The sequence below is a fragment of the Streptomyces sp. NBC_00576 genome, from assembly GCF_036345175.1.
Classification (GTDB): Bacteria; Actinomycetota; Actinomycetes; order Streptomycetales; family Streptomycetaceae; genus Streptomyces.
The window spans coordinates 10,264,136-10,281,208 of record NZ_CP107780.1 but is presented as its reverse complement, the minus strand read 5'-3'; the positions used below and the strand labels follow the sequence as shown (position 1 = coordinate 10,281,208).

Below are 17,073 nucleotides of genomic sequence, written 5' to 3'. Positions count from 1 at the left end.
CGAGGAAAAGGCGCCGTGCCGGCACATCCAGCCGTGGCGGACTCGGGGGCGGCTGGCATGCGTGTCCGACTTCGACTGCGATCCGGACAAGCTCTGCGTCGACGGCGAATGCATCTGACCCGGCCACACAGGCCTGCGCGCGCCGGGCAGCGCTCGCCGCACAGGCCCGACCGTTGCTTACGCCCTGATGCTTCCCGGCTGCCGCTCGGCACCCAGGGGAGATGCGCGCTGGTCGCGGCATCCGGCAGGCGGTGCCGGCAACCGGATGCCGCAGCACTGCGAGCTGCTCACTCCTGGCCCGGGACTCCGTCCGGGGCCTTGACCGCGGCTCTCAGCCGCAGCGACCCCGGAGCTTCGCAGATAACCTTGTTGCAGGCCTGCACGGCGAGGATGAGTGCGACATCCGGGTCCGTCGTGGACAGCTCAGCCTCCACCTCGAAGCGTCCGGACAACAGGCCGTCGGCGGCCTGCGGGAATCGGACCTTCTCGAGCTCGTGGCCGCGTTCGCCGTCAACGGTGAGTGCTACCGGCTTCCCCTCGGACGAACCAGGACCGTACACGTGCCATCCGGGGTCGACCGAGACGTCGACCGTAACCCGGACCCGGGCGGGCGCCGTGCGGACAGCTCGCAGGGTGGCCTGCACGTGGTCCGAGCCGCGCGGACTCGTCATACGGAGATCACCTTGGCTTCACGGCCTGTGGTGGAGCTCAGCGCAGAGCTGATGACAGCCGCATCGCCTGCTACGACAAGGGTGAGGTCGGCGGGGTCGACGTGGTCGCGGAACGCGGCGGCGGCGCTGGCCGGGGTCACGGCCCGCAGCGCGTCCTGCAAGTCGTCGAGGTAACTGTCGCCGAGGTTGAACGCCGCCTGCATCGCGGCCGACGCCGCTATCGCCCGGGCCGTCTCATGCCGTAGCGGGTGGATGCCGGTCATGAAGTCGACGGCCTCGGCGCACTCGGCCCGGGTCGGGCCGTCCACGCAGAACTTCTCGGTCACCGCCAGGACTTCGTCGACGGCGGGCGCCGTCGCATCAGTCTGCACGGGGGTGTCGATGGAGAACAGACCGCCCCGTCTGAGCGACGTGAAGCCGGCATGAATGCCGTACGTGTAGCCCTTGTCCTCGCGCAGCGACGCGGACAGCCGGGAATTGACGCCGCCGCCGAGGACTCGCGCGGCGACCATCAGATCCGCCCAGTGCGGTGTACGCCGGTCCGGAGCCTTCAGGCCGAAGGCGAGTTGGCTCTGTACCGCACCCGGCCGGTCGGCGATCACGAGGCTCGCCGCGGCGGCGCGCGGGTGCTGGTCCGAAACGAGGGCAGCCGCCGCCTTCGCGCCCCAGGCGCCGAAGGCGGTCTCTGCCGCCCTCTCGACGTCGACCCCCTGGAAGTCGCCGGCCAGCACGAGGGTGGCACGCTCAGCGGCGACCCACCGGAGGTAGAACAGTTCGACCGCATCCCGGTCGATCCTGCGCACACTCTCAGCACGACCGCCGACTGGACGCGAGTACCTGCTGTCCTGCTCGAAGCACGCCGCCAGCCGCTCCGTCCCGGCCAGGCTCGACGCGACCGCCCGTTCCTGCTCCAACTCCCCCAGACGCTGCTGCACATGCCGCTCGACCTCGGCGGCCGGGAACGTCGGCTCGGTCGCCGCCTCGGCGAGCAGGCCGAGGGCAGGGCCGAAGAACCGAGCCGGGGCCTCCAGGTTCAGCTGGATGCCTGCGGTGTTCACCGACGCCGAGTACGAGGCGCCGAGGCGGTCCATTTCCGCCGCGAAGACGGAGTTGTCGCGGCGTGCGGTCCCCTCATCGAGGGTCCGGGACATGATGGTCGCTATGCCCTCACGGTCCTCCGGCTCGATCTCCGGTGGCACGTCCAGCACCAGAACAGCAGCCGCCAGGAGTTGGCCGGGCAGGTCGTAGCGGACGACCCGCAGGCCGGAGCGCAGAGTGGTGCGGTGGACGGCGGGGAACTTCCATGCTGCCGCCGGCCCCGAGACCGGGCGCGGCACCCGGGCCGACAGTGTCATGACTGCTCCTTGCGGTAGATGAGCTGGGCCCGCTGCTGGGGGCGCAGCCAGGTCTGGGCGACGGAGCGCACCTGCTCCGGCGTGACGGCTCGGATCCGTGCGACGGCACCCGCGACCCGGTCGGCGGTGCCGAACAGGCACGCGGCCCGGGAGACCTCGTCGGCCAGGCCGGCGAGCGTCGTGGTGCTCTCCAGCCAGTCCCGCTCGGCCTGCGCCAGGGCCGCGGCGAATTCCGCTTCGTTCGGGCCTTCCTCCGCGAAGCGATCCAACTCGGCGTCCAGGATGGTCTCGATCTCGGCCAGGGAGGCATCCTGCTGCGCCGCCACGATCAGCATGGCGACACCTGTCCCGCCGGTGAGGTCGTTCGGCCCGGCCTCGATCGCCTGGGCCAGCCTGCTGTGCCGTGTCAGACGCTCGACCAGTCGGCTGCTCGCGCCGCCGCCGAGGATCCGCAGCGCGATCGCGGCTGCGTCGAAGTCCTCGGTGCCGTCCGCGGGGATACGCCACCCGCACCAGAGCGCGTCGGCGGGGACCCTGCTGCTCATATCAGCGCGGACCTGCTTGTCCAACGGCTCCAGCGCGGGCATGTCGGCGGCCTGTCCACGGTGCCAGCGGTCTCCCGCGTCGACCGCGTCGAAGTACATGGCCGCCTTGTCGAGTGCATCGCGGGTGCGGACGTTGCCGGCGATGGTCAGGACGGCGTTGGCCGGCGCGTAGTGCTGGTGGAAGAAGGCGCGGACATCGTCCAGTGACGCGGCGGCCAGATCCTCCATCGATCCGATGGGCATGTGGTGATAGCCGTGGCCGGCCGGGAACAGCAGCGCCAGCATGCGCTCGAAGCCGTCACCGTAGGGCTGGTTGTCCATGCGCTCGCGCCGTTCGTTGCGCACGACGTCCCGCTGGTTGTCCAGGTTCTTCTGGTCCAGGGCGTCCGGCAGGCCGCCCATCCGGTCCGCCTCCAGCCACAGCGCCAGTTCGAACGCCCGGGTCGGCACGGTCTGGAAGTAGTTGGTGCGGTCGAACGAGGTGGTCGCGTTGAGATCGGCGCCGAACGATTCGAGCAGGGCCATGTGCTCCCCGGCGGCCACGTTCTGCGACCCCTGGAACATCAGGTGCTCGAACAGGTGAGCCAGGCCGGTCCGGCCCGGACTCTCGTCCCGTGAACCGACCCCGTACCAGAGGTTGACGGCAACGGCGTCGACCGTGCGGTTCTCGGTGACGAGCACCCGCAGTCCGTTGTCCAGTCGCTCCTCGACGATTTCCCCCGCAGAGGTCTCAGTCATTTGTCATCACCGACAGCATCTCGTTTCTGACGATACCAATACTTGAATGTGAACATACCAGAGGCTTCTTGCCCTTGAACAACGAGATCTCATCCGGAAATCGGGAGGTTCGGCCCGGTGTACCGGAAGCATGTGCACGACCGCTCGTAGACGGACTTGCGCATGGCGAGGGCCCCGTCGTGCCGACCGGGCCCGAAACCGCTCTGGAAGGTCGTGACCGAGTCGAAGGTGTCAAGCTTGTCCACGCCCGCAATGAAGGCCTGGGCGTTGACGTACTTGCTGCCGTTGCCCTCCAGCGCCTGCTTGAGCAGATTGAGCGCGTCACACAGCTGCAGCGCGGTGCTCGCGTTCTGGGCGAGGTCCAGGTGCGCCTTGGTCAGGATCGACAGGCACTTGCCGGCTGCGGGGTTCGAGGCCAGCATCTCCTGCTGCGTGGCGACCGGGACGCCGTAATCGGTCAAGCCCCACGCGTAGCCGGTGAGGGCTGCCTGGATGGCCGGAGTGATGCCATTGCCCGCGGGGACTCCGGAAGCCGTCCACGCGTACTGGGCATCCAGGCCCTGCTTGTCGGCGGTGATCGCGATCGGCCCCGCAGCGCCGCCTCCGAAGAACACGATTCGGTCGATTCCGGCCTGCTTGAGCTTCAGCACCATGCTCAACGCCTGGGCCTGGAGCGCCTTCTGGTCGCTCGAGGTGGTGTCGAACGTGAACAGTCGGGGCGTCGAGCCGGCGACTTTCTCCAGCGCGGGGACGAACGTGCTCGCGGCGATCTTGTCGTCGTTGGCGACGCCGTCGGAAACCACGGCGACCTTGCTCGTGCCCTTGAGGAAGCCGGTGCTCTTGAGCAGGGCGGGCCAGGAGGTGGCCAGCCGCTCGTTGGTCAGCGTAGCGGGGCCGACGGTGAACGGCGCATCCTGGAACAGGCTCTCATCGACGACGCTGCCGGACCGCTCCTGAACGACCGTGCCCTGCTTGTTCAGGCACGAGTTGAGCTTCACAGACCCTTCTACATCGTTCAGTACGGCGAAGACCTTGTCCTTGCGCTGCTCGTAGGCCAGGCATATCGCCTGGTCCTGCTCGGCTGCGGTGGCGGTGGCCGGCACGTTGATCTGCGGCTGATCGGCCCGCACGAGCTTGCGGCCGGCGATCCCGCCGGCCGCGTTGTAGGCGTCGAAGACGGCCTTGTCCACCGGCGCCGTCCCGTCGTAGTAGTAGTTGTCCACGACGGTGATGCTGTCGGCGGTGACCCCGGGGCCGTCCTGCTCCGGGATGGTCGTGGCGGCCGACGGTGACGACGAGGACTTCGTGTCGGTGTCGGCGGACGTGGCCGAGCATCCGGCCAGCGAGACGGCGAGGACGCCTGCCGCCACGGTTCTGCGCAGTGACCTGTGTGTTCTCAAGATTCCTCCTGGGTGGTGTCCCGCTGCCTGGTTCGGCGGCGGCAGTTGGAGCCCCGGCCCGACAGGGGATGAAGTCTGCTAAGACCACCAGGTGAAGCTGAGAAGAACAAGTCTTGACTCTGGACTTCACAGTCATGCAGCATGACGTGCCGCCCGATCGTGTGAGGGCGCTCTGTTCAGGCTTCGGACGTCCAGGAAGAGATGAGGGGGAGCCGGTGGCGATACGACCTCGCGTACTACTCGCGCTGGGCTGCGCACTGCTCACCGCGGGGTGTGCCAGTGGTTCCGAGATGAGCTTCCGACAGGACAAGCGGCTGACGATCGTGAGCCCAGGCACCGGCAAGACGGTGCAGTTGCCGGTCACGGTCTCCTGGACGATGCGCGACTTCACCGCGGTCCGCCCCGGCAGCCCGGTACGGGCGGGGACGGGGTACTACGCGATCTTTCTGGACAAGTACCCGATGGCTCCCGGCAAGAGCTTGGGCTCACTGGTCACGAACGGGGACTGCGCCGGCGTGACCGGTTGTCCGGACGCCGGCTACCTGGCCGAGCGCCTGAACATCTTCGTCACCTCCCGGACGAGTTACTCCATCAACACCGTCCCGTCCTCGGGGACTTTGGGCGGCAGCTCGCACTACCTGACGATCATCCTCGTCGACGGGGCCGGCCGACGGATCGGCGACTCCTCCTGGACGACCAGCTTCACCGTCGCGGGAGCCGCGTCATGACAACCACGGATCAGGGTCCCGAGAAGACCGTCGGAACCACCACGTTCTCCGTGGCGGGCTTCACGGAGGAGATCAAGCGGTCGACCGCGGCGATGGCCGAACAGGGCAGGGACATCGCCGGAGTGAACGGCGAGGTCGACAAGCGTTCCCTGCTGCGCATGCTCCGAGAGGAGAAGGCGCCGCTGTACCCGATGGCGGCGCTGTTCCTGCTCAGCCTGAGCGACCTGCTCCACGGTCAGGCGTTCGGCGTCTACCAGCCGGACATCGCCCGCACCTTCGGGCTCGGCCCACAGTTCTTCACCACCGTCAGCCTGATCACGCAGGTCATCGCTCTGGTCATACCACTGACGGTGGCTCGGTATGTGCAGAACAGGGCCGCGCGGGCCATGGTGATGCTGGTGTCGGCGGGACTGTGGTGCGTACTGACCGGCTACACGGCCGTCGTCCCCGGCTCGTTGATGCTCACCGGGGTCATCCTCCTGGACGCCGCGACCACGTCGGCGAACCACACGGTGAGCGGGTCGCTGATGGTCGACCTGTATCCGCCTCGGGCGCGCGTGCGGGTCCTCTCCGTGCTGTCCATGGGGGCGATCGCCGCCGGGCTGGTGGCGCCCGGGATCGTGTTCCTGCTGTCCGGACCGCTCGGCCTCACCTGGCGGGGAGCGTTCCTCGTGCTGGCGGCGCTGGCCCTGGTCTGTCTCCTGCTGTCCCTGAGACTGCGGGACCCGGGATACGGCACCAGGGACACCGAACTGATCCGTGCTGCGGTCCGGGAGAACGCCGGCGCAGTCGACGACACGCGCGCCGTCGAACCGCCCAGGCTCACGGTCTTCGAAGCGCTGCGCCGCATCCTGGCGATCAGGTCGATGCGGTTGCTCTTCTCCTCGGGCATGGTCGGCGCGATCGCCACGCCGATCTCCACCTACCTGGTCTTCTACTACACCGACCGCTTCGGTCTGGACGCCGCTCAGCGGGCCCTGCTGCAGGGTTCCACCTCGGTGGTCGGTCTGCTGTCCTTCGTCCTCCTGGCTCCCGTAGGGGACCGGCTGTACCAGCGTGACCCCAAGCTCATCTTCTACGCCTCCGGCGCGGTCTCGCTGCTGGGCGTCGTCCTGTCCGCCGCGCAGGTGTTCGCTCCGACTCTCTCGCTGATGGTGCTCCTCAGCCTGGCCGGCACGGCGCTCGGCGGCCTGAGCGGCCCGGCGATGGCGGTCGGCACGATGTCGCTGGTCCCGGCGAACCTGCGCGCGCACGTCGGTGCGGTCTCGGCGCTGTTCTCGCTCGGCGGGGTCGCGATCGGCACCGTCCTGATCGGCGGGCTGGCCAGCAGTGTCGGCATCCCGCTGGCGGTCGCGATCAGCGCGGTGCCGTCGGTGATCGGCGTCCTGCTCACCATGCGTGCCGGACGCCACGTCCGCGCGGACCTCGACAGCATGATCGAGGGAGTGATCGAGGAGGAGACGGTCCAGCGGATCCACGCGGGCGGCGGACGGCTGCCCACCCTGGCCTGCCGGGGGATCGACTACTCCTACGGCCAGACCCAGGTGCTGTTCGGCGTCGACTTCTCAGTCGACGAAGGCGAGATGGTGGCCCTGCTCGGCGTGAACGGCGCGGGCAAATCGACCCTCCTGCGGGCCATCAGCGGCCTGGGCCTGCCGGACCGGGGCAGCGTCCGTTTCCAGGGACACGACATCACCTACATCGATGCCGAGCGCAGGACCGAACTGGGCATCACGCAGATCCCCGGCGGAAAGGCCGTCTTCAGCGACCTGACCGTGGCCGAGAACCTGCGCTGTTTCGGCTACACCGCGGGCCGGTCCCGCCGGGACCGCGAGGCCGTCATCGACCAGGTCTTCGCCGGGTTCCCGCAGTTGGCCGACGTGCGCAACCAGAAGGCCGGCACCCTGTCCGGCGGACAGCAGCAGATGCTCGGCCTCAGCAAGGCACTGATCCTGCGCCCGAAGCTGCTCCTGATCGACGAACTGTCGCTGGGTCTGGCGCCGGTGGTGGTCGGCGAACTCCTGAACACGGTCCGCGCGATCAACGCGAGTGGCACCGCGGTGGTTCTCGTCGAGCAGTCCGTCAACGTCGCGCTGAACCTGGCCGAGCACGCCTACTTCATGGAGAAGGGCCAGATCAGGTTCGACGGCAGCAGCCGCGACCTGCTGGCGAAGACGGACCTGCTCCGCGCGGTCTTCCTGTCCGGCGCGGGCGCCGGCGAAGTACCGGGCGTGGACACCGAGGAGCGCTCATGACATCGCGGGACACCATGGCAGGGTTGCTGCGGCGCCTGCCCGCCCGGTCGCGGCTGCCTCTCGGCTGCGGCGCCGTCCTGGCACTGGGGCTGCCGTTCGCGCACCTACTCGGGTACACGACGCCCCCGTACGTGGTGATTCTGGGCGCGATCATCGGCATCGGCTACGGCCTGCTCGGCGTGTGCCTGGTCCTGGTGTTCCGCACCAGCCAGGTCATCAACTTCGCCCTGCCGCAGATAGGCATCTTCGCCGCGGCATCGTTGACGGTCTTCGCACAGGTGGCCGGGCTGCCGTACTGGGTGGCGTTCGTGTTGAGCGCCGCGGTCGGCTTCGCGGCGAGCGCCCTGGTGAACCTGGGTGTGGTGCGTCGGCTGGCGAAGGCTCCGCGCGGCATGGTGACCGCGGCCACCATAGGCGCCGGGGTGCTGCTGTCCGAAGGTGCGGGCCAGCTGCTGTGGTTCACCCACGGCGCCGGCGGCAACCTGCGAGAGCCGACGCTGCCGTCCGGCCTTCCCCAGTTCAACGTCGGCCCGCTGCTGGTCACCCAGAGCTACACCGGGCTGCTGGTCATCGGCCCGGTGCTGGTGGCGGCGCTCACTCTGTTCCTGACCCGCAGCCGGTACGGCGTGGCCATCCGCGCCGTCGCGTGCAATCCCGACGCTGCCCGCATGGCGGGGATATCCGAGGTCCGCATGTCCACCCTGGCCTGGGGGATCGCCGGATCGATCGCGGCCGTCACCACGATCTTCACCGCGGCCCCTTCGGTCAACAGCAACACGACAGCCCCGGTCCTGCTGCTTCCCGCACTGGGCGCCGCGGTGGTCGGCGCCATGCAGAACCTGTCGCGCGCGATGGTCGCCGGGCTCTTCCTCGGCATGGTCCAACAGGTCGTGCTGTGGAAGGACCCGAGCTCGCACGCGGCCGAGGCCGTCGTCTTCGTCGTCCTGCTCGTCGCCCTGACGCTGCAGCCGCGCGCCGGGGGACGTACGGAGGCCAAGGGCAGCTGGGTCGGCGTCGCGGCGATGCCGCCGCTGCCGCCCGACCTCGCCCGGCTGTGGCCCGTCCGCTACGGCCCGAAGCTTCTCCTGCTCGCCGTCGCCGGTGCCCTGATCGGCTTCGGACTGACCTCCGGGGCGCAGGCGGTGAACGTGACCGTGATCCTGTCCGGAGCCATGGTCGCGACCTCCGCCGGCATCCTGACCAGCCTGGCCGGCGAACTGACCCTCGGGCAGTACGCCATCGCGGGCATCGGGGGTGTGGCGTCCTACTACGTCGTCGAGCGCACCGCCAGCTTCCCGCTCGGTCTGCTGGCCGCGGCCCTGGCGGCAGGCGCCTGCGCGCTGGTGCTGGGCCTGCCCGCGTTGCGCACTCGGGGCCTGATGGTCACGGTCACCACGCTCGGCTTCGCTGTGCTGGCCTCGGATGTGATCCTGCCGCACCCGTGGCTGCTCGGCGACGGAGTCACCCCGGCTCAGCCGATCGTCGCCGGTCACACACTCTCCGCCGGGGAACCGTACCTGTGGTACGCGGCGACCGTGTTCTCCCTCGTGCTGCTGCTTGCCCACAACGTGTGGCGGGGCGGCTTCGGACGGCTCCTGCGCGCCGTGCGCGACAACGAGTCGGCGGCGCGGACGTTCACGGTGCATCCGACCCGCGTCCGGATCCAGGCGTTCGTCGTCGCCGGTCTGCTGGCCGGACTCGGCGGCGCTGTCTACGCGCACTTCCAGCTCAGCCTCGACGCGGCCACCTTCCCGCCCGAGCTGTCCGTCGGTGTCGCCCTCGCGCTGATCGTGGGCGGGCTCTCGTCCTTCAGCGGGGCGCTCATCGGCAGCGTCTGGGTGATCGGCGCCCCCCTGCTCCTGCCGTCCTCCGGCCTGGCGAGCACCGCCACCACGACCGGCGTCCTCGTCGTGGCACTGTGCCTGCCGGGAGGTCTGGTGTCGCTGCTGCACCCGGTCCGCGACTGGACGGCCGGCCGGATCGGGCGCATGTACGGCATCCCGCTCGCCGCCGCCACCCATACCCACAACCACGCCGACCAGGCCGATGACGGCCGGCGGACCGCCCTGTCCGAACGCCCGCCGGCATCGCGTCCTCAACCGCCCGTACTGAGGATGCCCGACGTGGCGGACCGCGTGCCGGGGCAAGTGCTGCTCAGGGCGGACGGTCTGGTCAAGAGCTTCGGCGGAGTCAGCGCCGTACGGGGCGTAACCCTGGACGTCGTCGAAGGCGAGACCCTGGGCCTGATCGGGCCGAACGGAGCGGGCAAGACCACCACTTTCGAGATGCTCAGCGGCTTTGTCGTGCCGGACGGCGGCACCGTGCGCTTCGCCGGCTCCGATGTCACCGGGCTGGCCCCCGAGCAACGCGCCGGACGCGGAATGATCCGCTCGTTCCAGGACTCGTCGCTCTTCCCGACCATGACCGTGCGGGAGGTCCTCGCGCTCACCCTCGAGCGGCAGCACCGGACCCCCGTGACCGCCTCGGTGCTGGGCATGGACCGTACGGCCCGCAGGCGCCAGGCCGTCGCCGACGAACTGATCGACTACTTCGGCCTTGGCGACTACCGGGGCAAGACCATCCACGAGCTGTCCACGGGAACCCGTCGGATCACCGAGCTGGCCTGCATGATGTCGCTCCGCCCTCGTCTGCTGCTGCTCGACGAGCCGTCAGCCGGCATCGCACAGCGCGAGACGGAGGCCCTCGGCGTCATGTTGCGGAACCTCAAGCGGGACTTCGACTTCACGCTCGTGGTCATCGAACACGACATCCCGCTGGTCATGGCTCTCGCCGATCGCATCGCGGTGATGGTCGACGGACAGGTCATGTGCTGCGGCACCGGACCGGAGATCCGCGCCGACCAGCGGGTCGCGGACGCCTACCTCGGCGGCAGCGTGACCGCCATCGAGCGCAGTGAGCACAACGTCCCGACCTCCTTCACGACCACCTGACGACCATCTCATAGCCACCCCCTGCCCTGGAGAACCCGTATGCCGAACGCAACCGCCATCCCTCTGATCGACGAGAGCTCACTCGACGACGTCATGCGTACGTCCGAGGTTCCCGTCCTGGTGTACGTCTGGGCCGAGTGGTGCGGGCCATGCCAGTACCTCGGCCCGCACCTGGAGCAGGTCGCCGCCGACCTCGGCGACAGCCTGCACGTAGTAAAGATCGACTTCGACAGGTCTCCGCAGACGCAGGAGAAGTACGGCATCAGCGGCATCCCCCTCCTGCTCCTGTTCACGGGCGGCGAACTGGTGGCCAGGCTCGTCGGAGGCCGGGACGCCGACGAGATGAAGACGCAGCTCCGCCCGCTGCTCGAAGTGCGATCGACGGGAGAGAGTGCCGCGGTCACTCCCCGTGACGACGACTCCCCTCACCATGTCCCTTCCGACTGGACCCCGCGCGGTCCGCGCGTCCTGACCTTCCCCGACGGCCTGCCCGGCCAGCTCGCCATCTTCGACGGATGGATAATCGACCGCGGCGGGAGTGAGGTCGTCCCGGCCCAGGGCACGGTCGAGGTCGCCGAGGACCGGGTCGTGTGGCTCCTGGTCCAGCAGCCCGGCAACAAGGAGAACCCGGATGCCCCGGCCGACCCGGTCGACCTCGGCTTCCTGCGGCGGCTCCCGGCTGACGGTATCGACAAGCTGGTGGTCATGGCCCCGGCCATCAGCGCGGCCGGCCTGGCCGACGTCGCGCACCTGACCGGGCTGACCAGGCTCTCGGTGAACGCCCAGGCGCTGGTCGGTTCCACCGCCGAGGCAGCCGCCGCGCTGGCCGGTCTGACGCAGCTAGACGAGGTGCATCTGACCATTCCGGAGGCCGACGACGCGTTCGTCACGCAGGTGGCCGGCCTGTCGCAGCTCAAGGAGCTCTGGGTGACCGCCGCCGGGGTCACCGACTCCGGGATGGTGCAGCTGGCCCGTGCCCGCGGTCTGCGCAGCCTGATGCTCAACACGCCTTCGGTCTCCGATACGGGGCTGGCCGGGCTCCTCAAGGCCGATCTCCCGGAATTGACCACCCTGATGCTCGGTGTGCCGGAGACGACCGACGAAGGACTCGTTCACCTGGCGAAGCTGACGAGCCTCAAGAGCCTGCACATCACCGCGCCCAAGGCCACGCCCGCCGGACTTCGCCGACTGGCGGGGCTGTCGGGTCTGACCAGCCTCAGCTTCGACGACACCCCCGTCGACGACGAGGTGGTCGACGCCCTGGCGGCACTGACCGAACTGCGGTCACTGGGCCTTGTCGGCGAGGCGAACGTCAGCGAAACCGCGTATCTCCGCCTGCGCGGCGCGCTACCCTCCGTCAAGATCAACGGTGTCTGGGTCGCGCCGTCGGCGGTGCGGCACGCGCTGAACGCCGACTGACCGGAATGCCGGAGTACCCGCTTCATCGGTCCTCAGGCTCTGTTCCCGTGCCGGGGCTCGACCCGCACAGCGGGACCGACGTCACAATCTCGCGATAGGGTCTGCTCCAAGCAGAACCGTGTACTGCTCATACTAGAAGGAGAGCCTCCATGGACTCGGGTAGCGGCGGCGGATCGCTGAGCGAGCGGGCGGTCAGCGAGATCCGCCAGCGCGTCATCCACGGCGATCTGGCGCCCGGCACCTCCTTCTCCGAGGCGGACATCGCCCAGCGGCTCCAGATGAGCAAGGCACCTGTACGCGAGGCCTTGGCGGTGCTGCGGCGGCTGGGCTGGGTGGAGGTCATCCCGCGTTCGGGCTACCGGGTCCCACCGGTCACCCTGCGCGGGATGCAGGACCTGTTCGAGCTGCGCCTGTGGCTCGAACCGGAGGCAGCCGCCCTCGCCGCCCGGCACGGCGCACGCCGGCCCGAACAGGTCGCGGCGCTGCAGGAGTTCTGCGCCCGCGAGGAGGCCGGCGGCAGGGAGGACTCGGCCGCCTGGCTCACCGACCACTACCGGGCGCACCGCCGCATCGCGGTTCTCAGCGGGAACGCCGAGCTGGAGCGGGTACTCGACGACGTCCTGCTGAAGATGGAGCGCTACCACGCTCTCGACGTGATCGGTCCGGCGGCGGGATCCGGCGGACCGGAGTCGGGTCATCGGCACCTGGTGGAGGCCATCGCCGCCGGGGACTCCGTGGCGGCCAGAGATCTGGCCACCCTTCATGTCCGGGAAGCGCGCGACCGGGCGGTCGCCGCCGTCCTGGACAGCGAGGCGCTGCGCACCGTCGACCTGACCTCACTGGGCCTGCCGCACGGCGTGCCCGATGCGGATTCGCGGCTGCGCTCCGCATAGCCCCCACGGACACCGAACCCGGGCACCTCATCGAGGGGAACGTCGAGTCGCGCGAGGTCACGTGGGGCACCGGGCTGTCGCGGCAGAGGGGTTGAGGAGACACGCAGGTGTCGCGTGCCGGCTGGGTCAGCCCGGCCGGTCCTGGTGCGAGCGAGCACCGTCGACACCACGCTCGTGATCACCGCGCTCAAACGCAGCGGTGTCCTGGCCGCGGACCTCCGATCGACCCGCGCCACTCCTGACTGACGTACGGGGGTGACCTGCGCGTGACGCGAGACCTCGTACCGATACCGAGACCGAATATTTCCGGCGCGGCAGCGCGGCAGCGCGTCTGACGTCCTCGGCCTATGCCCGCCGTGTCGTGGCAGTGCGGTTGTGGGTGAGTCGAGTGCGTAGCAAGGCCGCGTCCTGGCCCGGCGGCAGGCCGTAGGTGCTGCGGTACTCGCGGTTGAACTGGGTGGCGCTCACGTAGCCGACCGCCTGAGCGATCTGGGCCGCGGTGGCGTCGCCGGCGGCCAGGCGCCGCCGTGCCTCCTGCATTCGCAGGTGTTTCTGGTACTTGAGCGGGCTCATGCCGGTGGCCGCTTTGAAGTGCCGGTGCAGGCTGGCGGGGCTCATGTGCGCCGAGGCGGCGATCGCGTCGATGCTGAGCGGCTCGGTGTAGTGCGCGCAGATCCATCGGGCCACCTCGCGCACCCGCGCCGTGGCCGAGTCCGCCGGCGCCCACTGGCGCAGAGCGGGGCCGAGGGAGCTGCGCAGTAGCCGGTAGAGGATCTCGCTCTCGATCCGGACGGCGAGGGGTCGGATGTCTTCGGGGGTGTCGAGGAGCTCGACCCAGCGGGTGACCGCGTCGACGAGTTCCGGTGTCATCGGCGCGCTGGCCTGCCCACCGGCGGGCAATGGGGCGCTCTGACCGGTCTCGTCCAGCTCGACGAGCAGCTCGGTGAGCGCCCGGCCGTCGATGTGCATGACGGCGGACCGGTAGGGCACGTGATCCAGCTCGATGGTGACGGGCAGGTCGATCGTGGTGAGGAGCATCTCGCCGGGATTCGCTACTTGGGTGAGTTCTCCCGCGGTGGCGCGTTTCGTGCCGCTGGCGACGAAGCAGATCATCGGTTCGTACAGCAGGTCGGTGGGCTCGATGGGCTCCTCGACCGAGACCAGGAGGAGCCGGGGGACGGCGGTGCCGGAGCCCAGTCCTACGCAGTGACGGTCGATTGCCGCGTCGAGTCGGTCCAGCACGACGCACTCCTTCGTTGAGAGAATCAGGCAATCCTCTGCGATCGACGCCCCATGACCCCCAGGTGCCGTGTCCCTAGCGTTGAGGGCATGTCACAGCACACCACGAACCTCCCCCAGCGTACCCTCGGCGGCCAGGGCCTCATGGCCGGGACGATCGGTCTGGGCACGATGGGCATGACGATGGCCTACGGGGCTACGGACGACCAGAACAGCATCGCCACCATCAGCCGGGCCCACGAACTCGGGGTCACCCTCTTCGACACGGCAGAGCTTTACGGCCTGGGCACCGGCAGCAACGAGCAGCTCCTCGGACGCGCCGTGAAGAACTTCCGCGACGACATCCTGATCGCGACCAAGTTCGGTTTCGACCTCTCCGATCCGACCAGGATCGGAGCCGCCCTGAACAGCCGCCCCGAGCACATTCGCGAGGTCACCGAGAACAGCTTTCGCCACCTGGGCACCGACCACGTCGACGTGCTGTACCAGCACCGCGTCGACCCTGACGTCCCCATCGAGGACGTGGCGGGTGCGGTCGGCGAGCTGATCGCCGAAGGCAAGGTCCGCTACTTCGGCCTGAGCGAGGCCGGCCCCGAAACCATCCGCCGCGCCCACGCCGTCCACCCGGTCTCGGTGCTCCAGACCGAGTACTCGGTGTTCGAGCGAGCCGTGGAGGCCGACGTCCTGCCGGTCGTCCGGGAACTGGGCATCGGCTTCGTCCCATACTCTCCGCTGGGCCGCGGCTTCCTCACCGGCGCCGTCAAGCCGGCCGACGAATACCCCGCGTACGACATGCGCAGCAAGGACGACCGCTGGCAGCCCGGCAACTACGAGAAGAACCTCGCCGCGGTCCGCGAGCTGAGCGCACTGGCTCAGAGCAAGGGCATCGCGGTCACCCAGCTGGCGCTGGCCTGGCTGCTCGCACAGGGCGACGACATCGTGCCCATCCCGGGACCCGCAGCCCGCGGCGGCTGGCAGAGAACGTGGCCGCCGCGCAGGTCACGCTCACGTCCGAGGACCTCGCCCGCATCGAGGAGCTCCTGCCGCACGGATCGGCCGGCTCCCGCTACCCGGCGGCAATGATGCCGTCCTGGCAGTAGTCAGCGACAGGGGTTCGCTCCAGTCGACCGCGAGGTTGCGGGCCGCCGCCCTTGTCAATTGTTTCGCGGCTTTCGAGTTACCAGTACTCCGGAAAACATGATCGCTGGTGGGTCGTGCCGACGAAGAGTCGTCAGCACAGCAGGTAGGTGCTGATGCGCGACGTGCGGGACGAACCTCCAGCGCCACTCACAACGCAAGGCGCAACCATGACACTTTCTTGGGATCCCGAGGTGATCGAAATCTTCGGCGCACCGGGGCAATTCCCCTCTGTCCACAGGCCCGTCGGGGATGTCGAGACACGTCGTAGCACGATGGAACCCGTGCACGCCATGATCGACGCAGCGCAGCCCAGGCCGGACGATGTGGTGGTCAAGGACTTCGAGACCACAGCCGGTGACGGTGCCAAGTTGTTGCTGCGGTGGTACGTCAAGGAAGGCGCCCAGCCTGGCGCTGCGGTGTTCTTCCTTCACGGCGGCGGCATGATATTCAGCAGCGTCTCGCTCTACGACGGAACCGTGTCCCGTTTCGTGTCGTCCAGCGGTGTCCCGTTCCTGTCTGTGGAGTACCGCCTCGCCCCCGAACATCCCCACCCCACCCCCGTCGAAGACGCGTACGCCGGATTGACCTGGCTGGCGGAACACGCCGGGGAACTCGGTGTCGACCCGGCACGCATCGCGGTCATGGGGGACAGTGGCGGTGGCGGGGTGGCGGCCGGCCTGGCCTTGCTGGCACGTGACCGGAGCGGCCCGGCGATCGCCAAGCAGATCCTGCTCTATCCCATGCTGGATGACCGCACCACGACTCCTGACCCAGCGCTCGCCGGACTGACCACCTGGAGCTACGAGGACAACGCGACCGCATGGCAGGCCCTGCTCGGCCCCGCATGCGGCTGCCCCGACGTGTCACCCTATGCGGCGCCGGCCCGGATGAAGGATGCCACGGGCATGCCTCCGCTCTACCTGGAGGCCCTCGAACTCGACATCCTCCGCGACGAGGACATCGACTACGCGCGGCGGACCGCGGCAGCGGGAGTCAGCACCGAACTCCACGTCCACCCCTCCATCCCGCACGCCTTCGAAGCCATCGCCTTCGAAACCGCCGTCGCCCGGCGTATGAAGGCCGACCGCATTCGGGTTCTCAAGGGACTGTGATCGGTGAGCGCATAGAGAGCGGAGCAGCAGCGAAGGCACCGGTGCGCGCCGACCATGAAAGCGGTGCCCACACGCCCACGGAGCACGGAGCACGGTGTGCAGGCGTGTGGGCGTGTGGGCGTGTGGGCACCGAATGTGCGGCTTCCTACTTGCTGCAAGCAGCGCCCTACTCCGCACCCCGCGGTCCCCGCGGCGACCCGCTACGCGCACTCGACTCCGTCATCGACGCCGCCATGACGCTGGCCGCCCGCGAGCACAACACCGTGGCCGCCGCGAGAAGGGCCGGCGCCGTCATCTCGGACGTCATCGACCCGTACTACGCGTCGATGACCCTTCTCACCCGACGCGCCCAGGAGATCGGACGCATCCGCGCCGACCTCGTACCGGACGACCTGCCCAGAATCATGGCCATGCTCTTCAGCCTGCTGTGGACCATGGACCCGGCCAGCGAAGGCTGGCGCCGCTGCCTCTCCCTCATCCTCGACGGCATGTCACCAGCGGCGGCGACTCCTCTTCCCGAGCCCGTTCCGCTACGTCCGTCATCGCAGTCCAGAAACTGGCCAATCTGACGCGAGGGCTGAACGGCGTCCTTCGGCCGGACTTGGCGCACCGGACTTGGCGCAAAGG

13 protein-coding genes and 1 pseudogene are annotated in these 17,073 nt (G+C 69.2%); 9 read left to right on the top strand and 5 right to left on the bottom strand.

Annotated features, from left to right (window positions below):
* Window positions 1-287 precede the first annotated feature (287 nt).
* The 4 genes from OG734_RS44725 to OG734_RS44710 all read right to left on the bottom strand — a co-directional run bounded on the left by OG734_RS44725 (window position 288) and on the right by OG734_RS44710 (window position 4,709).
* Complete coding sequence (locus OG734_RS44725; RefSeq protein WP_330293110.1) at window positions 288-671, bottom strand: hypothetical protein; 384 nt, start codon at window positions 669-671, stop codon at window positions 288-290.
* A complete protein-coding gene (locus OG734_RS44720) occupies window positions 668-2,026 on the bottom strand; it encodes a M16 family metallopeptidase (RefSeq protein WP_330293109.1) in 1,359 nt (452 codons plus the stop codon). Before OG734_RS44720 ends, OG734_RS44725 begins: the two co-directional genes overlap by 4 nt.
* Window positions 2,023-3,309, bottom strand: a complete 1,287-nt coding sequence (locus OG734_RS44715) for a M16 family metallopeptidase (RefSeq protein WP_330293108.1) — start codon at window positions 3,307-3,309, stop codon at window positions 2,023-2,025. The genes OG734_RS44720 and OG734_RS44715 overlap by 4 nt, the downstream gene beginning before the upstream one ends.
* A gap of 89 nt (window positions 3,310-3,398) precedes the next feature.
* Window positions 3,399-4,709 (bottom strand): hypothetical protein, encoded by a 1,311-nt coding sequence (locus OG734_RS44710; protein ID WP_330293107.1) that lies wholly within the window; start codon window positions 4,707-4,709, stop codon window positions 3,399-3,401.
* A 290-nt stretch (window positions 4,710-4,999) separates the two neighbouring features.
* On the opposite strand from OG734_RS44710, the gene OG734_RS44705 reads away from it, so the two are divergent.
* The 6 genes from OG734_RS44705 to OG734_RS44680 all read left to right on the top strand — a co-directional run bounded on the left by OG734_RS44705 (window position 5,000) and on the right by OG734_RS44680 (window position 13,201).
* Window positions 5,000-5,437, top strand: a complete 438-nt coding sequence (locus tag OG734_RS44705; RefSeq protein ID WP_330293106.1) for a hypothetical protein — start codon at window positions 5,000-5,002, stop codon at window positions 5,435-5,437.
* The gene (locus OG734_RS44700; RefSeq protein ID WP_330293105.1) at window positions 5,434-7,692 is read left to right on the top strand and encodes an ATP-binding protein; all 2,259 of its coding nucleotides are present in this window, start codon (window positions 5,434-5,436) and stop codon (window positions 7,690-7,692) included. Before OG734_RS44705 ends, OG734_RS44700 begins: the two co-directional genes overlap by 4 nt.
* Window positions 7,689-10,643 (top strand): branched-chain amino acid ABC transporter permease/ATP-binding protein, encoded by a 2,955-nt coding sequence (locus tag OG734_RS44695; RefSeq protein WP_330293104.1) that lies wholly within the window; start codon window positions 7,689-7,691, stop codon window positions 10,641-10,643. The genes OG734_RS44700 and OG734_RS44695 overlap by 4 nt, the downstream gene beginning before the upstream one ends.
* Before the next feature lie 39 nt (window positions 10,644-10,682).
* Window positions 10,683-12,062: a thioredoxin domain-containing protein gene (locus OG734_RS44690; protein ID WP_330293103.1), complete on the top strand. Its 1,380-nt coding sequence runs from the start codon at window positions 10,683-10,685 to the stop codon at window positions 12,060-12,062.
* Window positions 12,063-12,211: 149 nt separating this feature from the next.
* A complete protein-coding gene (locus OG734_RS44685; protein WP_330293102.1) occupies window positions 12,212-12,955 on the top strand; it encodes a GntR family transcriptional regulator in 744 nt (247 codons plus the stop codon).
* 114 nt (window positions 12,956-13,069) lie between these two features.
* Window positions 13,070-13,201 carry a hypothetical protein gene (locus OG734_RS44680; protein ID WP_330293101.1) on the top strand — a complete coding sequence of 44 codons (132 nt, stop codon included), beginning with the start codon at window positions 13,070-13,072 and terminating at the stop codon, window positions 13,199-13,201.
* 99 nt (window positions 13,202-13,300) lie between these two features.
* Here OG734_RS44680 and OG734_RS44675 read toward each other — a convergent pair whose 3' ends face one another.
* The gene (locus OG734_RS44675; RefSeq protein WP_330293100.1) at window positions 13,301-14,197 is read right to left on the bottom strand and encodes an AraC family transcriptional regulator; all 897 of its coding nucleotides are present in this window, start codon (window positions 14,195-14,197) and stop codon (window positions 13,301-13,303) included.
* An 87-nt stretch (window positions 14,198-14,284) separates the two neighbouring features.
* Between OG734_RS44675 and OG734_RS44670 the strand changes: the two are divergent.
* The 3 genes and pseudogenes from OG734_RS44670 to OG734_RS44660 all read left to right on the top strand — a co-directional run bounded on the left by OG734_RS44670 (window position 14,285) and on the right by OG734_RS44660 (window position 17,015).
* Window positions 14,285-15,294 (top strand): annotated as a pseudogene (locus OG734_RS44670) (aldo/keto reductase).
* Between the two features lie 312 nt (window positions 15,295-15,606).
* Window positions 15,607-16,446, top strand: a complete 840-nt coding sequence (locus tag OG734_RS44665) for an alpha/beta hydrolase (protein ID WP_330294016.1) — start codon at window positions 15,607-15,609, stop codon at window positions 16,444-16,446.
* A gap of 149 nt (window positions 16,447-16,595) precedes the next feature.
* Complete coding sequence (locus tag OG734_RS44660; protein ID WP_330293099.1) at window positions 16,596-17,015, top strand: hypothetical protein; 420 nt, start codon at window positions 16,596-16,598, stop codon at window positions 17,013-17,015.
* Window positions 17,016-17,073: the final 58 nt, after the last annotated feature.